Here is a 15,339-nt window from a genome sequence, read left to right as displayed (position 1 = left end):
GCCCTGGAGCGGCTCCGGCGAGCCCTGAGGGCGGCTGCCGACACCTGCGGATCCACCGGGAGCACGGAGCCGGCATCCGTGAAGCGTTCCTCGAACTCGGCTGCCGCCCCACCCGCCACCGAAGCCGACAGGGACGCCCGGTCCTCGGTTGCCGAGGAACCCAACCGGGTGAACCATGACATAGGTCCGGTTTCTCACACTTCGAGCACTGAGGATGAGGTTTTCGCCGAGGCTTGCACGTGCGATCTGTGGAGGACTCATGTACACGACTCGTGCCCGTGCCCGTACCGCCGCGGTCTGCGCCGCCACCCTGTGTGTCATGGGTGCCGCCTCGCTCCCGGCCCTCGCTTCGTCGTCGTTCTCGCCGTCGGCGGTCTCCACCCTGGACAGCCAACTCCTGACCGCGGCCCACCAGGGGAATCTGTGGGAGATCAGCACCAGTCAGCAAGCGCAGAGCGCCGCGACCACCGCCTGCGTCAAGCGGGTCGCCGCCGACTTCATCCGCGACCACCGCACCCTTGACGCCGGTGTCGTCAAGACCGCGGAGAAGCTCGGCGTGGCACTGCCGTCCGGGCAGACGAGCGCGCAGCTGAGGCAAACCGCCGACCTCAAGTCCCTCGCCGGGACACCCGCGTACGATGCCGCGTGGCTCAAGGCCCAGTACCCGGCCCACGTGCAGACCCTCGCGCTCATCGACAAGGAAATCGCGTCGGGCACCAACCCGCTCGTGAAGTCCCTGGCCAAGACCGCGCGCCCGGTGGTCGCACGCCACACCCAGATGGTCGACCAGGGCGTGTGCCACGCGTAGGGCGCACGCCGCCTCACGGACGTGATCCCGGCCCGCCGACGTGTGCCTTCGGGAGCCGTGTCCCGCTGACGAAGGCGCGTGGGACCGCGCCGGCTTCGACGACACCACCGATGACTGGCCCCCCGCGCGGCGGACGGCGGCTCGCGGGGGTTCACGGCGGGCGGGGCTTCCGGTCTAGAGGCTGAGCGTGATCGCGGCGGCGATGCCGCCCAGGCCGAGGGCGAAGGCAGCCTCCTTCCAGCCGCCCTTGCCCCAGCGGAAGAAGCGGTCGGCGGCCAGCCGGCCGGGACCGATGGCAGCGACGGCCAGCGCGACGACGGTGATGCAGACGCTGTATTCCACGCCGCCGTTCGTGTCCCACAGGCCGTGGGCGCCGGTGACGGTCACCATCGCATTGATCATGACGCCGATCAGAGCGGCCGCCGCGAGTGGTGTCAGCAGCCCGAGGGCCAGACCGAGGCCCCCGAGCAACTCGGACAGACCGCCGATGGCGGCGAAGAGCTTTCCCGGGTGGTAGCCCAGTGCGGCGAACCCTTTGCCGGTCGCCGTCAGGCCCGGGCCCCCGAAGAGCCCGAAGACCTTCTGGGCCCCGTGTGCGGCCATGAGCAGGCCGAACGTCAGCCTGATGAGCAGCAGGCCCACGTCGGCGGCTCCGGGTGCGGCTGTGGAACGCGCTGCCGGCCCGGCGGAAGAAGCAGGACGGTTCAGGATGTGTTTGTTGAACATGGCGTTGCTCCGGTAGAAACGCCGGAAAGGGTCGTTTTCCCAGCTCGGACATGTACCCAGCGCCGATCGCGGTGCGCCCCGCGCGGCATCGCGGAGCGAGCCCCTTCCCGTCCGATCCTTCCGCTGCGGACAGGGTCGTGCATCCGGGGGCGGCCCGCGGGGACGGGCGGGCGCTGCCGAATCAGTGGTCCCGGACCACCGGATCATCATGATCGGGAGGGGGACCGAATCCTTCCCGGGTGGTGCCCGAGGCTGCCGGGTGGTGCCGTTTCCCCTGGTCAGCGTCACGCGGCTACGTAGTCGATCCCGCTCATGGCGTCTCGTGCCGGACCGTCCGCTCACGCATCGCGCACGCATGCCTCCGCTCCGACCAGGGCGGTCAGGACGACGGGGTGGCGCACTCGACCCAGATCGTCTTGCCGGTGAGGGAGTGGCGGGTGCCCCAGCGGTCGGCCGTCTGCGCGATCATGAAAAGGCCACGTCCGTTCTCATCGGACCCGGCGCCCGGCGCCCGGCGCATGTGCGGTGAGGTGCTGCTGGCGTCGGACACCTCGCAGATGAGCGACGTCGCTCGGATGAGACGGAGTTGGACGGGGGCACGGGCGTAGCGGATGGCGTTGGTGACCAGTTCGCTGACGATGAGTTCGGTGGTGAAGGCGAGCTCTTCGAGTCCCCAGGCGGCGAGTTGGCGGCTGGTCAGCGAGCGGGCCTGGCCGACGATGGCCGGGTCGAGGGGAAGGTCCCACGTCGCGACGCGGTCCGGGCCGAGAGCGTGGGTGCGGGCGACGACCAGCACCGCGTCGTCGTCCGGGGTGCGGCCGGGCACGAGGGCGTCGAGAGCGGCGTCGCAGGTGCGTTCCGGACTTCCGTCCGGGTAGGTGAGAGCCCTGCGCAGGGTGCGCAGCGCTGTGTAGATCTCGCCCTTGCGTCCCTCACCGCGCAGCAGGCCGTTGGTGTACAGGGCGAGGGTGCTGCCCTCGGGCAGGTCGAAGCCGGTGGTCTCGAAGGGCATGCCACCGAGGCCGAGCGGTGGGCCGGGGCAGATCTCGGGGAGGAGCGGGGCGCCGGACGGCTGGATCACCACCGGAGGCAGGTGCGCCGCGCTGGCGAGGGTGCAGTGGCGGGCCACCATCTCCCAAGCAGTCTGTCCGTTCGGCCTGGGCGGATCCCGCTACCGCAGCCTCGTCAAGACCGGCCTGTAGCGCCACCTCACCGGCCGCCGCCCCCTCGCCCGCATCCCATCCCTTGGCGGTAATCCGCCCAGTCAGGGCCTTCGTTGCGTGGCAGCCGGCCGTACCCGCCTGGCGGGTTTACACGATGGGGTGAATCCCGCAGGTAAGCGGCAACCGAGCGCCACCTTCACATGTCACACATCTTGCTTTCGACAGCGGACACCTCAGGGGGACCCATGAGTAACCAGCCGCCGCAGCATCCCGGATGGGCTGGCCCGCAGCATCCCTTCGGCCAGGCCCCTCACGGCCGGCAGCCGTACGGGCAGCCGCCGTTCCAGCCGCAGCCGCCGAAAAAGGGACCTGGCGCAGGGAAGGTCATCGGTTTCGGCTGTCTCGGCCTCGTCGGCGTGGCTGTCGCCCTTGGCATCGCAGCCGCTGCCGTCAGCGGCAGCGGCTCGAACGATTCCGGCAGCAGCGGCTCGAAGTCCACGTCCACCACCACGACCGGCAACAAGACGGCCGCCGATGCCAAGGGAGACAGCAAGGGGTCCGGCGCCCCGAAGACCGTCGTCTTCAAAATCTGGGGGACCGCTCCGGCCGGAGCGCTCGGCGGTCTCGACATCAACTACGGCTCTGACAGCGACACCCGCAAGGGCGTGTTCAAGAACGGCAAGTTCGAGGCCACCCTGCCCCTCAAGAAGGGGGCGATGTATTACACGCTGAACGCCCAACTGCAGGGTTCGGGGGACATCAACTGCAGCGTGACCGTGGACGGGCAAACGAAGTCCGGGCACGCGTCGGGCGGCTACAACATCTGCGACGCCCAGCTCAGCGGCGACTTCACCGGTGGCTGGCAGTAAGAGCGGTCCGGATTCCCGGCTGCCCATCCTCGAACCGAACAACTGCCTCTGGGGGAACCATGACCGACACCGGCACACCGCCGATGCCGTCGTACAACCCGACACCACCGGTGAAGAAGTCCCGCGCCAGCCTGGTCATCGCGGCTTCAGCCGCCGCCGTCATTGTGGCGGTCGTCGGCACCGGCATGGTCGTAGTGCACTCCGGCCACGGCAGCAAGCAGGCCGCAGCCGCCAATCCGACGGGCGGCGCTACGGAGGCGGCCGCCACGGAGACACCGACCCCCACGCCGTCGTACGCCGAGGTGACCGCCGACAGCTTCACCATCGAGCTGAGAACCACGAAGCGGCAGTGTTTCGGGACGGCTGGCTGCAATGTGACGGTCGAGCCGACCCTCACCTACCTGGGGGACAGCGAGAGTATCGACCCGGACGCCGTCTACGAGATCACTTACGAGATCCACGGCGACGAGTCCGGCCCGGTCATCGAGACAGCTGAACTGTCGGACCGGACGAGCCTGAACTACACGCCGTCCATGATCAGCACTGCTTCGGCGGGCACGAATGTATCCGTGGAGATCACCGACGTCACAGCCCAGGGAGGATGAGGCGTCGAAGGCCGGGTGTGCGGCGGCCTTGCTTCCCGACCCCCAACCTGGTTGGAGGCCGACGTCGCGCAAGGCCCGATTCAACCAACAGCACCCTGATGGCGTACGGGGGTGTTCGCGTCTGGAGTGACCTGCGGTTTCCCTCTGATCGTTTAGGCGATGCTCAGTAGGTCGGCACCCGCGGCCCGGACCCTCTCTGACCTGGGAGTTCCAGAGGCGTAGCCCTGCTCCATACTGTGCCCCAGGCAGGATTCGAACCCGCGGCACCCGTTCAGCGTTGGATCGAATCCTTGCCGGGTGCTGCCGCGCGGTGCTGTTTCCCAAGGTCAGCACCGTACGGAATGCCACTTGATCCGGCTCATGCTGCCCTGTAGCGGGCCGTCCGCTCATGTATCGCACACACGCGCTGCCGACTGCCGAGCAGTGAGTAGGTCAGACCTGGCCGAGGTCAATCTCCACCGGGAAGGGAGCTGCCGCCTTGACGACGCCGGTGAACACGTCTCCGTCCCTGTAGGTCTTCGTTGCGGGGTCGAGAACGTAGGTGTACACGAGAGGAACGCCTGTCGCGGCCTGCTCGATCCGCCAGTAGAAGCCGATGCCTGCCTTGGCGTACTGGTCGACCTTCACGATCCGGTCGGTGGTCTCCGAGCCCGGCGACACCACCTCCACGACCAGCAACACGTGCTCGGGGCGGGTGGGGGTGATGTCGATCGTGTCTGCGCGGTACACGACGACGTCCGGGCGGCGATTGGTGAGCGGGACGTCCTGAAGCCGGACGTCGAAGTCCGTGTCGGCGTTCCACTCCGGGCCCGCGGCGGCATCCAGGGCGTTCGCCAGAATCCGCGCCAGCCGGTTGTGCCGCTTGGACGCACTCGGACTCACGACGACCATCCCGTCCACGATCTCGATACCGGCGCACTGCTCCTCGGACCAGGACTCGTACTCCTCCGCCGTGATCTGCTCATGCATCCATGCCGGGGCCACCATCTCGGCCGTCATGAAGCACCTCCCGGACACTGTGCCGCGGGCCCGATCCCGCTGGATTCAGCGTACTGTCCACCACCCGTCCGGCACGCCGATCTCCTTCACGCACCCTCCCCGTCGGCTGGCTTCCCACTGGTGAGCCCACGACGTCGTGGTCGCCGGCCTGCCTCTGGGAGAGGCTGAACTCCGGACCTGCGCAGACCCGCCCGTCACTGAGCCAGCAGTACACCGCTGGTCACCCCAAACGGCCCCGGACAAGAAGCCCGAGGCCGAAGAGAGCGCCTCCCTGGGGAGAAATCCCAGGTCAGCAACGAACTACATGGTGCCCCCGGCAGGATTCGAACCTGCGACACCCGCTTTAGGAGAGCGGTGCTCTATCCCCTGAGCTACGAAGGCGGGGCTCTGTCGGCAAACGTGTCCAGAACGAGGTCACGCACGCGACCAGGTTCCTGACATGTTTTGGACAGGTTGGTGATCGACCGGTGAGGGTCTGCTCGCCGACGCCAGTGTAGCGGGTGGTGCGCGCGACGCACTGGGGATGTGGCTGGCTGGAGGATCTTGCGCACGGTGCCGGGGGCTGCGGGTGGTGACCGGCTGGGTTCGCGAGGAGAAGATCGTGTCGCTCGGTGACGGCCGTGGGCCGCGTGCCGTACTCGGCCGCCGGGCGGGGTGTGGCGGTACGGGCACGTCGTCGAGGTCGACGATCACCTGCCCGTCGGCTCAGCACGGCCGGCTCGGGCCCGCGGCACCCCGGCGTCCGTGACGCAGACCTCGTCCGGTGCGATCATGAGCGCCACGCCACGTCCAGCAGCACCGTGCCGCGATCATGCACCACCGCGGCTTCCGTCATGGCGCGGGCACCTGGGATGTCGCGGTGTCCACAAGGCCGCCGCCCGCCCGGCTCACCGTACCCGCCCCCTCGACACGGAAGCCTCCTCGGTCACAACCTCTTTCCGCCGGGGCGGTCAGCAGCCGGAGGGCATTCCAGGAGTCCGCTCTGGGCCGTCAGATAGGCGAGTTGGGCGCGGCTGTTGCTGCCGAGTTCGTCCGAGACCTTTTTCAGGTGGGTCGCCACCGTGCGGGTGCTGATTCCGAGTCGGGCGGCGATGGCGGCGTCGGTGTAGCCGTCGACCATGAGTCGTAATACGCGCATGCGGGTCTCGTTGGTGAGGAGCCTGGGGCGCTGCTGGTCGGGCTCGTAGACGACGGGTACGGCGCGTTCCCAGACGTGTTCGAAGGCCGAGGCGAGGAAGTGCACGATGCCGGGGTCGGTGACCTTGAGGGCGTGGTTGTGGTGCTCGCTGTCCTTGTCGGGGATGAGGGCGACGGAGCGGTCCCAGACGAGGAGCCGGTCGAAGACCTCGTCGACGGTGCGTATTTCCACGCCCGCCTCGGTCGCGGCCTTGATGTAGTCGAGCGTGGGGCCGTGTGTCCGCACCGTGTGCTGGTACAGCGTGCGCTGGCTGATGCCCCGCTTCTGTGCCTCCAGCGCGTAGGTCAGGGACTTGGCCAGCACGTCCTCGGGCCTGCCGCCACCGGGATGGGCGGTGAGCACCTCGCTCTTGGCGGCCTGGGCCTCCACCTCCACCGCGGCGGCGATCACCGACGCGCCGGTGAGCCGCTGGACGGCCTCGCCCCTCTCCTGCTGCAGGCTCCGGTAGACGCTTTCCGCCTGCGCCACTGACGCGCGCATGGCGAATACGGCCTGCTGCTGTTCGAGGATCTGCTGCTCCAGCTGATGCACCAGCGTCGCGTCCGCGACCGTGGGCGGTATCGGCACGAGGGCCTCGGCATCGTCCACGGCGGGAGCCAGCAGCCCGAGCGTGGCCAGACACTCGGGGGCACCGGCCCGCGTCACCCTGCCTTTGAGGGTCGCGGTCCGGTAGACCTCCATCCCCTCGCTGCAGAGTTCCGTATGCGCTCTGGCTCCGTTTGCGTCTGCGTTACCGCACACGAGCTACCCCCTTCAGATTCCTGCAATGCAAGATCATGGCCCTCGCATTCGCTTCTGGCAACCTCCCCTCCGGGGCATGATCTCCATGGGGGGCGGCGACAGCACATGAATCGCCGCTCGGAGACCTTTCAGGGGGATGGAAATGAAGTACGTCAAGTTCATTCGCAGGGCTGTCGGCGTGTTCGCGATTGCCGCCGCCTCGGTGATCGCCCTCTCCGCCGTTTCGGAGGGCACCGGTCAGCCGACCGCCTCCAGCGCCGTGACCTCGGCCGCTGCCCAGGACCAGGGCTGGGCCTAAATCGATTCGCCCGCGTCGATCCGCGTCGGCCGCGTGCGTGATCGGCGCGCGACACAACTGACGGTACGTCATCAGCTAATGAACTGACGGCAATTGACCCGGCCGTCGTGTGACGTACCGCTCTCGGACGGGGCGTTGAAAGATGTCGCCCCGTCGATCCGCTCGACCGAACTCGCCATCCGGCGATTTCGCCATGCCGATTTACAGAAGGAGTCCGGAGAATGACTACAGCAGTTGCGCCTCCGAAGTGTCTCGTATGCGACACCGAATTCGAGATACAGGAGGACTGGGAAAGGGGCGAGATCACCGAGTGCACGGCCTGTGGCCAGGAGCACGAGGTCATCGAGAAATCCGAAGCCGGCGCGCGTCTGGACCTTGCTCCCGAGGTGGAAGAGGACTGGGGCGAGTGACCATCGCCGACCAGGTCCTGCTCTCGGTCACGATGCTGCGCCCCGAGGAGAAGCTCTTGCTCGGGGCCCTGCGTGACGAGGGTCTGACGGCACAACCGCTGCTGACGGAGGATCTGGCCGAGGTCGTGGCGGGCCGCACGGGCCCGCCGCGTCTCGCCCTGATCAGGAACCTGTCGCACCGCGACGCCACCAGTGTCTCCCGCCGGCTTGAGCACGCGGGCATCACCACCCTCAATCGCGCCGCGACCATCGAGACCTGCAACGACAAGGGCCTGCAGGCCCTGCTCTTCGCCCGGCACGGCATCCCGCACCCCGAGACCCGGCATGCCTTCAGCTACGACCAGGTCCGTGCGACCGTGGCCGACCTCGGCCTTCCCGCCATCGTCAAGCCCGTCAGCGGGTCCTGGGGACGCGGCGTCACCAAGATGGCCAACGCCGAGTGCGTGGACGCCTGGGCGGGTGGCCGTGAGTCCGTGGACGCCGCGGGGAAGCTGTTCCCCGTCGTCGTACAGGAATACGTCGACAAGCCGGGCCACGATCTGCGGGTGGTGGTCGTCGGACGCACACCGGTCGTGGCGATCCAGCGCGTCTCGGACAACTGGCGGACCAACACCCATCTCGGGGCCGAGGTCCGGCGCATCGAGATCACCGCGGAGATCGAGAAGCTCTGCGGCCAGGTCGTCGACGCCCTCGGGCCCGGCTTCTACGGAGTGGACCTGGTCGAGGACCGGGCCGCCGGTGAGCTGCTGGTGCTCGAAGTGAACGCCAACCCCGAATTCGCCCGCTCCTCCGCCCAGCACGGAGTGAACGTGGCAGGCCACCTCGCCGCCTACATCGCGGAGCAGTTCGCCGCCGCGGCCGTGTGACACGGAGAAGACCCATGGAACCATTCGACACCGCAACGGTGCTCGCCCGCGTCCTCACCTCGGGCGTGGTCATGAGCATCGAGAAGAGTGACCGGGAACTGCCCGGTCTGGAACGACTGCTGACCAAGCAGACCGGACGCGCCAAGGCCGTCCTCCTCAACTCCCGTACCGGCGCGATCCACGCGGCCCTCGCGGGCCAGGGCATCGGTCACGGCGACACCGCCGCGCTGCCCGGGCAGGACGCGTCCACCGCGGCGTTCCTGAACTGGCTCGGCGTGCGGGTCACGGACCCGGGCGAGGGCCCGGCCGCGTACGACTACCTGGCCCTCGACGCCGACAACGCCCACCGGCTCGCCGAGCTGGCCGCCGGCCGCACCGCGCCCGCCCTGGTCATCGACCTGACCGGGCTCGGCTTCGGACCGGCCGCCGCCGTCCTGACCGACGACCCGCAGATCTGGGCTCGCGCCGAGCGGCTGAAGATCTTCGGCGCCTACGACCTGCGCACCATGTGGACGCAGGACGAGGCCGACGCCTCGCTGGTACCCGGCGTCCAGTTCAACTACCGGCTGAGCCCGCTGGTGGCCGCCTGCGCGCGGATGGCCCTGACCCAGGCGGCACGTCCCGCCGCCGCTTCCGGAGCACGCTCATGATCACTGACTTCCCGGCAGCCCCGTTGCCCCTGCCCAGCGAGAAGGACCTGGAGGACGAGCTGGCCGCCCTCGGCGGCGGAGCGATGATCCCCAAGGCCCTGCGGCGCACGCTCTTCCCCGTCATCACGAAGGAGGACGTCTTCAACCTGATGCTCGCGCAGCGTCAGGACCCGGAGAAGGTCGTCGGCGAGTTCGCCGAGGCCTACCGCGGCTACGTCGGGGCGAACCACGCCCTGGCGACCGCCAGCGGAACCTCCAGTCTCCACATGGCGCTCGTCGGCGCGGGCGTCCAGCCCGGCGACGAGGTCATCGTGCCCGCGTTCACCTTCATCGCCACCGCGCAGGCCGTCGTCGCCGCCCACGCCGTCCCGGTGTTCGTCGACGTCGACCCGGTCACGTACTGCATGGACCCGCAGGCCGCGGCCGCCGCGGTCACCGAGCGGACCCGCGCACTCATGCCGGTGCACGTCCACGGCCTGCCCGCCGACGTGCCCGCGCTGCGCGCCCTGGCGGACCGGCACGGCATCGCCCTCGTCGAGGACGCGTCGCACGCCCACTCCGCGAAGATCGGCGACCAGGTCGCCGGATCCTTCGGCGACGCCGCGGGCCAGAGCCTGATGGCCGACAAGAACTTCCCGCTCGGCGGCGAGGGCGGCATCGCCTTCTTCGCCACCGAGGAGGCGTACGACAGGGCCGTCTCCTACCTGGAGCGGCACGGCATCGACTACGGCATGTCGTGGGTGGCCGCCGCCTTCGGCACCAGCCAGCTCAAGCGGCTGCCGTACTACGACCAGATCCGGGCCCGCAACGCCGCCCTGCTCGGCGAGGCCCTGCACGAGACCGGTCTGTTCACGCCGCCTCAGGTGCCGGACGGGCACGTGCACGCCTACAACATGTACCGCGTCACCCTCCACCCGGAGGCCGTCGGCCTGGGCGATCTGCCCGTGTACGCGGTCAAGGAGGCGGTGCACGAACTGCTCGTCGCCGAGGGCGTACCGGCTCGTGAGTGGCAGAACACCCCGATCCCGTGCCATCTGCCCTTCCAGCACCGGGCCGGCTTCGGCAACGGCTACCCGTTCTCGCTGAACCCGGGCGCGGTGCGCGACCACCGCCCGCAGGACTTCCCGGTCACCCAGCAGATGCTCGACAGCACCCTCGTCCTCTGCCGCGAGCTGCGCTCTCCGGTCGAGTACGAGCGCATCCTGCGCTACGCCGACGCCTTCCGGAAGGTCGCCCGGCGCCCGGACGCCATCCGCAAGCTCGTCGAGAGCGGCGACTACCGCCGCCCCTACGAGAAGGCGGCCCGCCTTGGCTGAGCCGAAGATCCGGGTGGGCGTCATCGGCGCCAGCGGATACACCGGTGGCGAGGTGATGCGACTGCTCCTCGAACACCCCCATGTGGAGCTGGCGTTCCTCTCGGCGGAGCGCAGCGCGGGTGCCACGGTCGGCAGCGTCCACCCCTGGCTGCGCAACCACCCCAAGGCCGCCGGGCTCAAGTTCCGGCCCCTGGCCGAGTTCGCGCAGATCGACCCCGTCGACATCGCCTTCGGCTGTCTGCCCACCGGTGCCCTGCCCGAGCAGCTGCCGTTGATCGCGGCGTGCGCCAAGCGGGTGCTGAACCTGGGCGGTGACTTCCGGCTGCGGGACACCGAGGAGGTACGCAGGCACTACCCGAAGACCGCCGCGCACCCACCGCACGAGGAGTTCTCCTACTTCGTACCGGAGCTGAGCGGCGCCGTCCCGGAGAGCCGGTTCATCAGCCTGCCCGGCTGCATGGCCGTCACCACCATCTACGCCCTGTACCCGCTGTTCGCCGAGTCACTGGTGGCCGACCGGGTGGTCGTGGACGCCAAGACCGGCTCGACCGGTGGCGGCCGGGGCGGCGACGAGTCGCCCGCCGAGCGCAGCGGCAACTTCCGCGTGCACAAGCTGCACGGGCACCGGCACGCGCCGGAGGTCGAGCAGGCCATCGCGGACTTCACCGGCGCCACCGTGGACCTGCGGTTCTCCACCCACAGTCTCGATGTGTCCCGCGGCATCATGGTCAGCGCGTACTCCGAACTGCGGGACGGCGTCACGCCGTTGGACGTCAAGCGCGCCTACGCCAAGGCCTACGTCGGCAAGCCCTTCGTCAAGGTCCGGCCGGCCCCCAAGGCGCCGCAGGAGTTCCCCATGCTCAAGGCGGTCGTCGGCTCGAACGTCGCCGAGGTCGCGATCGCGGTGCGCGACGGCCAGTGCGTCGCCGTGGCCGCCCTCGACAACCTGCTCAAGGGCGCGGCCGGACAAGCCGTTCAGGCCATGAACCTGATCCACGGCCTCGACGAGACGGCCGGTCTTCCCACTACGGCGGTCTCACCATGACCAGGCCCCTGTACGTGATCAAGGCGGGCAGCGCGACGCTGGACCGCGAGACCATCCACAAGGAGATCGCGGAGCTCGTGGCCCGCGGCGCCCGGGTGCTCCTCGTGGCCGGCGGAGCCACCGGCATCGAGCGTCACTACGCGGCGATCGGCCGCCCGATGCCCCACCTGCGGCTCGCCAACGGCGACGCGGTGCGCTACTGCCCGCCGGCGGAGATGGCGCACCTGGTCAACGCCTACGAGCAGGTGACTCTGCCCGCCGTGGAGCACAACCTCCGGGCTTTGGACCTGAGCGCGTTCACCGCCGTCGCGGCGCGCGGCGCTCTGGTGACGGGCCGGGCCAATCGTCCCCTGAAGGCACACACCGACGCGGGCCGGTCCGTCGTCGTGCGCGACCACCGGGCCGGCGTCCCCACCGGCGTCGACAGCGCACGTCTGAGCACCCTCCTGGACGCGTACGACGTGGTCTGCCTCTCGGCGCCGGTGGCGGACCACGACGGCGGTGCCCCGCTGAACGTGGACGCCGATGTGCTGGCCGCCGTCCTGGCCAACGCGCTCGACGCCGACCATCTGCGCCTGGTCACCGGCACGGCGGGCCTCCTGACCGACCCGGACGACCCGCGTTCGACGCTGTGCGACGCCTATCCGGGCGACGGTGCGCGCTACGCGGGCGGCCGGATGCGGCAGAAGGTGCGTGCGGCCGAGATCGCCCTGGAAGGCAGCGCGGACGTGGCCATCACCGGCCCGCACACCATGACCGAGCCCTCGGCCTGGACCCGCTTCTGGCGCACCAGGGAGCCCGCCGCCGACCTCACGCTGCTCACCAAGATGGTCTCGGTGCCCTCGGTCTCCGGCGACGAGGCGGAGCTCGCCTCGTTCCTGGCCGAATGGTGCCGGGAGCGCGGGATGGACGCCGGCGTCGACGGGGCGGGCAACCTCGTCGCCACCCGTGGCAGCGGCCCGCGGCGGCTGCTGCTCCTCGGCCACCTCGACACGGTCCCGCACCACTGGCCCGTCGAGTGGAACAAGGGCGAGCTGTGGGGCCGGGGCAGCGTCGACGCCAAGGGCAGCCTGGCGAACTTCCTGGAGGTGCTCGCGCACGCGGACATCCCGGAGGACGGCCAGCTGTGCGTGGTCGGCGCGGTCGAGGAGGAGATCTCCTCCTCCAAGGGCGCCTACCACGTCCGTGACCACTACCCCGCCGACGCCGTCGTCATCGGTGAGCCGAGCGGCTCGCACAAGCTGACCCTCGGCTACTTCGGGCTCTTCAAGCTCCGGGTGACCGCCTCGGTGCCCAGCGGTCACTCGGCGGGCATGGACGCGGTGTCCGCCCCGGACCGCCTGACCGGAGCCCTCGGTGCCCTCCGGGACGCGGTGCTCGCACTGGCGCCCGAGGCCCTGAGCGCCGTCATCGACATCAGCTGCGCCACGGAGCGCGAGCACAACTCGGCCACCGGGATCCTCAACTTCCGGGTGCCGCCGGGTGCCGACCTCGACGCGCTGCGCGCCGCCGCGCTCGGCCAGACCGACGACGACGTGGCGATCGAGGTGCTGCGCGCCACCCCCGGCTACGCGGGCGGCCGTTCCAGCTCGCTGGTCAAGGTCTTCACGCGGGCCTTCGCCGACGCCGGGGTCAAGCCCCGCTTCGTGGTGAAGAAGGGCACCTCCGACATGAACACGCTCGCCACCACCTGGCGCGACGTGCCGATGGTGGCGTACGGGCCCGGTGACTCCTCGCTCGACCACACCGACGAGGAGCGCATCGACGGCATGGAGTACCGCACCGCGCGCTCGCTGCTCGCCGACGCGGTCAACCGGTGGTTCGCCCTGCCCGAGAGGAGCCGCTGATGACCGCCGTACTCGACACCGCCGTACCCGTGGCACAGGACCACACCCGCCAGGCCGTGCTCGCCACCCTGACCGCACGCGCGGCACAGGCCCGCCGGCTCGTCGTCGACATGGCGGCCGGCCCCCGCGGCTGCCATCTGGGGGGCAGCCTGTCCGTACTCGACATCCTGGTCGCGGCCCTGCACCGGGCATCGGCCGACGAGGGTACGGAGGTCGTCCTGAGCAAGGGGCACGCGGCCGCCGGGCTGTACGCGGCCCTGCACGTCAGCGGCGTCCTGCCGGAGAACCCGGCGCCGCTCTACGGCCTCGCGGGTTCGCCCTACACCGGTCATCCGGGCCCGAAGGTCCCCGGTGTCCGGTTCCCCACCGGGAGCCTCGGCCACGGCGTCCCCTACGCCGCCGGATGGGCCCTCGCCCGCCGGATCGGCGGCAAGGACGGACTCGGGATCGCCATCGCCGGTGACGGCGAGCTGCAGGAGGGGCTGGTCTGGGAGACCTGCCAGGTCGCCGCCGCACGGGAGCTGGGCAACTTCGTGCTCGTCGTGGACCGTAACGGGGGCCAGAACGACGGTCTGGTGGCGGACATCTCGCCGCTGCCGGACCTCGCCGGGCGGTTCGCCGCCTTCGGGTTCGAGGTGGCCGAGACGGACGGGCACGACCTGGGGCTCCTCACCGAGCTGTTCGCCGCGGACCGGTCGACTGCCCGCAGACCACTGGCTGTCGTGGCGAACACCGTCAAGGGCAAGGGCGTGCCCGCCGTACAGGGCAAGGCCGCCTCCCACTACGTGACCATCGACGCCGAGCGCGCAGCCAAGTGGAAGCGAGCCATCCGATGACCCTCTCGGGCCGTGACGCCTACCGGGACGAGCTGACGAGGCTCGCCGCCGACGACACCGCCATCCTCTGTCTCGAGGCGGACCTGGGCGGCAAGGGGCACCCCTTCCAGACCGCGCACCCCGACCGCTTCTTCAACCTCGGGATCGCCGAGGGCGCCATGGTGGACATGGCGGCCGGTCTCGCCGCCGGCGGCTACAAGCCGTTCGTCAGCACCTTCGCGCCGTTCGCGGCGCTGCGGGCGGCGGAGAGCCTGAAGCTGGCCCTGGGCTATCTGTCCGCCGGGGTCACCGTGGTGGCGCCGTACGCGGGCGTCTCCGGGGCGTGGTTCGGCACCACCCATCACTGCCTGGAGGACCTCGCGATCCTGCGCAGCGTCCCCGGCGTGACCATCGCGGCCCCCTACGGCGAGGCCGAGATGCGCGCGGTGGTCCGGGACGCGGCGCGCTCCGGCACACCGCACTACATCCGCACCGGACGCAATGCCCGCTACGAGTCGCTCGACTGGTCCGGCGAGCGGCCCCCGCTGGTCAACTGGGAGCACCGGGGCGATCCCGCCGACGTCTGTCTGGTGTCGGTCGGCGAGGAGGGCACCCGCCTGGCCCTGGCCGCACGGCAGGACACGCCGGGCACCGCCCACGCGCACCTGACCTACCTGGACCACCCGCATCTGACCGAGGCCGCGGCCGAACTCTCCCGCCACCACCGCAAGTTCGTCGTCGTCGAGGAGCACCGTGCCCAGGGCGGCGCGGCCGAGGCCCTCGCTCTGCTCCTGCCCCACTGCGAGGTCACCCCGGTGAGCGCGGACCAGAGCTGGCCCGCACAGGGCGGTGACCACGAGGAGGTCATGGCCGCGCTCGGCCTGGACCTGCCCGCCGTGGTCGCGGCCGTGCACCGGGCCCGCGCCGGCGGCCGGCCGCAGGCGCTCTCCAGGGCCTGCGCGCGCTGACCGGACTTCCCCACA

16 protein-coding genes and 1 tRNA gene are annotated in these 15,339 nt (G+C 70.2%); 12 read left to right on the top strand and 5 right to left on the bottom strand.

Translation table 11 applies throughout. From position 1 onward, the window contains the following. Positions 1-259: 259 nt before the first annotated feature. Positions 260-808, top strand: coding sequence for a DUF4142 domain-containing protein (locus ADK64_RS11300; RefSeq protein ID WP_053657701.1), 549 nt, complete (start codon positions 260-262; stop codon positions 806-808). A gap of 174 nt (positions 809-982) precedes the next feature. Here ADK64_RS11300 and ADK64_RS11295 read toward each other — a convergent pair whose 3' ends face one another. Next, a complete protein-coding gene (locus ADK64_RS11295; protein WP_053657699.1) occupies positions 983-1,534 on the bottom strand; it encodes a DoxX family protein in 552 nt (183 codons plus the stop codon). Between the two features lie 379 nt (positions 1,535-1,913). Beyond that, positions 1,914-2,666 (bottom strand): ATP-binding SpoIIE family protein phosphatase, encoded by a 753-nt coding sequence (locus ADK64_RS11290; protein ID WP_053657698.1) that lies wholly within the window; start codon positions 2,664-2,666, stop codon positions 1,914-1,916. Between the two features lie 276 nt (positions 2,667-2,942). On the opposite strand from ADK64_RS11290, the gene ADK64_RS47120 reads away from it, so the two are divergent. Together ADK64_RS47120 and ADK64_RS11280 are read left to right on the top strand one after the other, a co-directional pair. Then, on the top strand, positions 2,943-3,566 hold the full coding sequence (locus ADK64_RS47120; RefSeq protein WP_234384535.1) for an MmpS family protein: 624 nt from the start codon (positions 2,943-2,945) through the stop codon (positions 3,564-3,566). 59 nt (positions 3,567-3,625) lie between these two features. After that, positions 3,626-4,171 (top strand): hypothetical protein, encoded by a 546-nt coding sequence (locus tag ADK64_RS11280; protein ID WP_053657696.1) that lies wholly within the window; start codon positions 3,626-3,628, stop codon positions 4,169-4,171. A gap of 432 nt (positions 4,172-4,603) precedes the next feature. Here ADK64_RS11280 and ADK64_RS11275 read toward each other — a convergent pair whose 3' ends face one another. The 3 genes from ADK64_RS11275 to ADK64_RS11265 all read right to left on the bottom strand — a co-directional run bounded on the left by ADK64_RS11275 (position 4,604) and on the right by ADK64_RS11265 (position 7,049). After that, positions 4,604-5,170: a Uma2 family endonuclease gene (locus ADK64_RS11275; protein WP_053657694.1), complete on the bottom strand. Its 567-nt coding sequence runs from the start codon at positions 5,168-5,170 to the stop codon at positions 4,604-4,606. Positions 5,171-5,475: 305 nt separating this feature from the next. Next, positions 5,476-5,551 (bottom strand) — tRNA-Arg (locus ADK64_RS11270). Between the two features lie 544 nt (positions 5,552-6,095). After that, positions 6,096-7,049, bottom strand: a complete 954-nt coding sequence (locus ADK64_RS11265) for a helix-turn-helix transcriptional regulator (protein ID WP_063789891.1) — start codon at positions 7,047-7,049, stop codon at positions 6,096-6,098. A 202-nt stretch (positions 7,050-7,251) separates the two neighbouring features. Here ADK64_RS11265 and ADK64_RS45855 point away from each other — a divergent pair, with 202 nt between their 5' ends. The 9 genes from ADK64_RS45855 to ADK64_RS11225 all read left to right on the top strand — a co-directional run bounded on the left by ADK64_RS45855 (position 7,252) and on the right by ADK64_RS11225 (position 15,324). Further along, complete coding sequence (locus ADK64_RS45855) at positions 7,252-7,407, top strand: hypothetical protein (protein WP_159046221.1); 156 nt, start codon at positions 7,252-7,254, stop codon at positions 7,405-7,407. A 221-nt stretch (positions 7,408-7,628) separates the two neighbouring features. Then, positions 7,629-7,817: a lysine biosynthesis protein LysW gene (locus ADK64_RS11260; RefSeq protein ID WP_053657690.1), complete on the top strand. Its 189-nt coding sequence runs from the start codon at positions 7,629-7,631 to the stop codon at positions 7,815-7,817. Continuing rightward, positions 7,814-8,683, top strand: coding sequence for a RimK family alpha-L-glutamate ligase (locus tag ADK64_RS11255; RefSeq protein WP_053657688.1), 870 nt, complete (start codon positions 7,814-7,816; stop codon positions 8,681-8,683). The genes ADK64_RS11260 and ADK64_RS11255 overlap by 4 nt, the downstream gene beginning before the upstream one ends. 14 nt (positions 8,684-8,697) lie before the next feature. After that, positions 8,698-9,333 (top strand): DegT/DnrJ/EryC1/StrS aminotransferase, encoded by a 636-nt coding sequence (locus tag ADK64_RS11250; RefSeq protein ID WP_053657685.1) that lies wholly within the window; start codon positions 8,698-8,700, stop codon positions 9,331-9,333. Then, complete coding sequence (locus tag ADK64_RS11245; RefSeq protein ID WP_053657682.1) at positions 9,330-10,649, top strand: aminotransferase class I/II-fold pyridoxal phosphate-dependent enzyme; 1,320 nt, start codon at positions 9,330-9,332, stop codon at positions 10,647-10,649. The genes ADK64_RS11250 and ADK64_RS11245 overlap by 4 nt, the downstream gene beginning before the upstream one ends. Further along, a complete protein-coding gene (gene argC, locus ADK64_RS11240; RefSeq protein ID WP_053657680.1) occupies positions 10,642-11,694 on the top strand; it encodes an N-acetyl-gamma-glutamyl-phosphate reductase in 1,053 nt (350 codons plus the stop codon). The genes ADK64_RS11245 and argC overlap by 8 nt, the downstream gene beginning before the upstream one ends. Next, positions 11,691-13,541 (top strand): M20/M25/M40 family metallo-hydrolase, encoded by a 1,851-nt coding sequence (locus ADK64_RS11235; protein WP_053657678.1) that lies wholly within the window; start codon positions 11,691-11,693, stop codon positions 13,539-13,541. Before argC ends, ADK64_RS11235 begins: the two co-directional genes overlap by 4 nt. Beyond that, complete coding sequence (locus ADK64_RS11230; RefSeq protein WP_078992607.1) at positions 13,541-14,377, top strand: thiamine pyrophosphate-dependent enzyme; 837 nt, start codon at positions 13,541-13,543, stop codon at positions 14,375-14,377. The genes ADK64_RS11235 and ADK64_RS11230 overlap by 1 nt, the downstream gene beginning before the upstream one ends. Next, positions 14,374-15,324, top strand: coding sequence for a transketolase (locus ADK64_RS11225; protein WP_053657675.1), 951 nt, complete (start codon positions 14,374-14,376; stop codon positions 15,322-15,324). The genes ADK64_RS11230 and ADK64_RS11225 overlap by 4 nt, the downstream gene beginning before the upstream one ends. Positions 15,325-15,339 lie beyond the last annotated feature (15 nt).

It is taken from the genome of Streptomyces sp. MMG1121 (genome assembly GCF_001280015.1).
Lineage (GTDB): Bacteria > Actinomycetota > Actinomycetes > Streptomycetales > Streptomycetaceae > Streptomyces.
This window is presented reverse-complemented; position numbering and strand designations above follow the sequence as displayed.

Excerpts from the sequence above, each read along its gene's own strand:
- ADK64_RS11245 (WP_053657682.1), top strand. The coding sequence starts at position 9,330 with ATGATCACTGACTTCCCGGCAGCCCCGTTGCCCCTGCCCAGCGAGAAG.
- ADK64_RS11265 (WP_063789891.1), bottom strand. The coding sequence starts at position 7,049 with ATGGAGGTCTACCGGACCGCGACCCTCAAAGGCAGGGTGACGCGGGCC.
- ADK64_RS47120 (WP_234384535.1), top strand. The coding sequence starts at position 2,943 with ATGAGTAACCAGCCGCCGCAGCATCCCGGATGGGCTGGCCCGCAGCAT.
- ADK64_RS11290 (WP_053657698.1), bottom strand. The coding sequence starts at position 2,666 with ATGGTGGCCCGCCACTGCACCCTCGCCAGCGCGGCGCACCTGCCTCCG.
- ADK64_RS11275 (WP_053657694.1), bottom strand. The coding sequence starts at position 5,170 with ATGACGGCCGAGATGGTGGCCCCGGCATGGATGCATGAGCAGATCACG.
- ADK64_RS11230 (WP_078992607.1), top strand. The coding sequence starts at position 13,541 with ATGACCGCCGTACTCGACACCGCCGTACCCGTGGCACAGGACCACACC.
- ADK64_RS11295 (WP_053657699.1), bottom strand. The coding sequence starts at position 1,534 with ATGTTCAACAAACACATCCTGAACCGTCCTGCTTCTTCCGCCGGGCCG.
- ADK64_RS45855 (WP_159046221.1), top strand. The coding sequence starts at position 7,252 with ATGAAGTACGTCAAGTTCATTCGCAGGGCTGTCGGCGTGTTCGCGATT.
- ADK64_RS11300 (WP_053657701.1), top strand. The coding sequence starts at position 260 with ATGTACACGACTCGTGCCCGTGCCCGTACCGCCGCGGTCTGCGCCGCC.
- ADK64_RS11235 (WP_053657678.1), top strand. The coding sequence starts at position 11,691 with ATGACCAGGCCCCTGTACGTGATCAAGGCGGGCAGCGCGACGCTGGAC.
- ADK64_RS11250 (WP_053657685.1), top strand. The coding sequence starts at position 8,698 with ATGGAACCATTCGACACCGCAACGGTGCTCGCCCGCGTCCTCACCTCG.
- ADK64_RS11280 (WP_053657696.1), top strand. The coding sequence starts at position 3,626 with ATGACCGACACCGGCACACCGCCGATGCCGTCGTACAACCCGACACCA.
- ADK64_RS11260 (WP_053657690.1), top strand. The coding sequence starts at position 7,629 with ATGACTACAGCAGTTGCGCCTCCGAAGTGTCTCGTATGCGACACCGAA.
- ADK64_RS11225 (WP_053657675.1), top strand. The coding sequence starts at position 14,374 with ATGACCCTCTCGGGCCGTGACGCCTACCGGGACGAGCTGACGAGGCTC.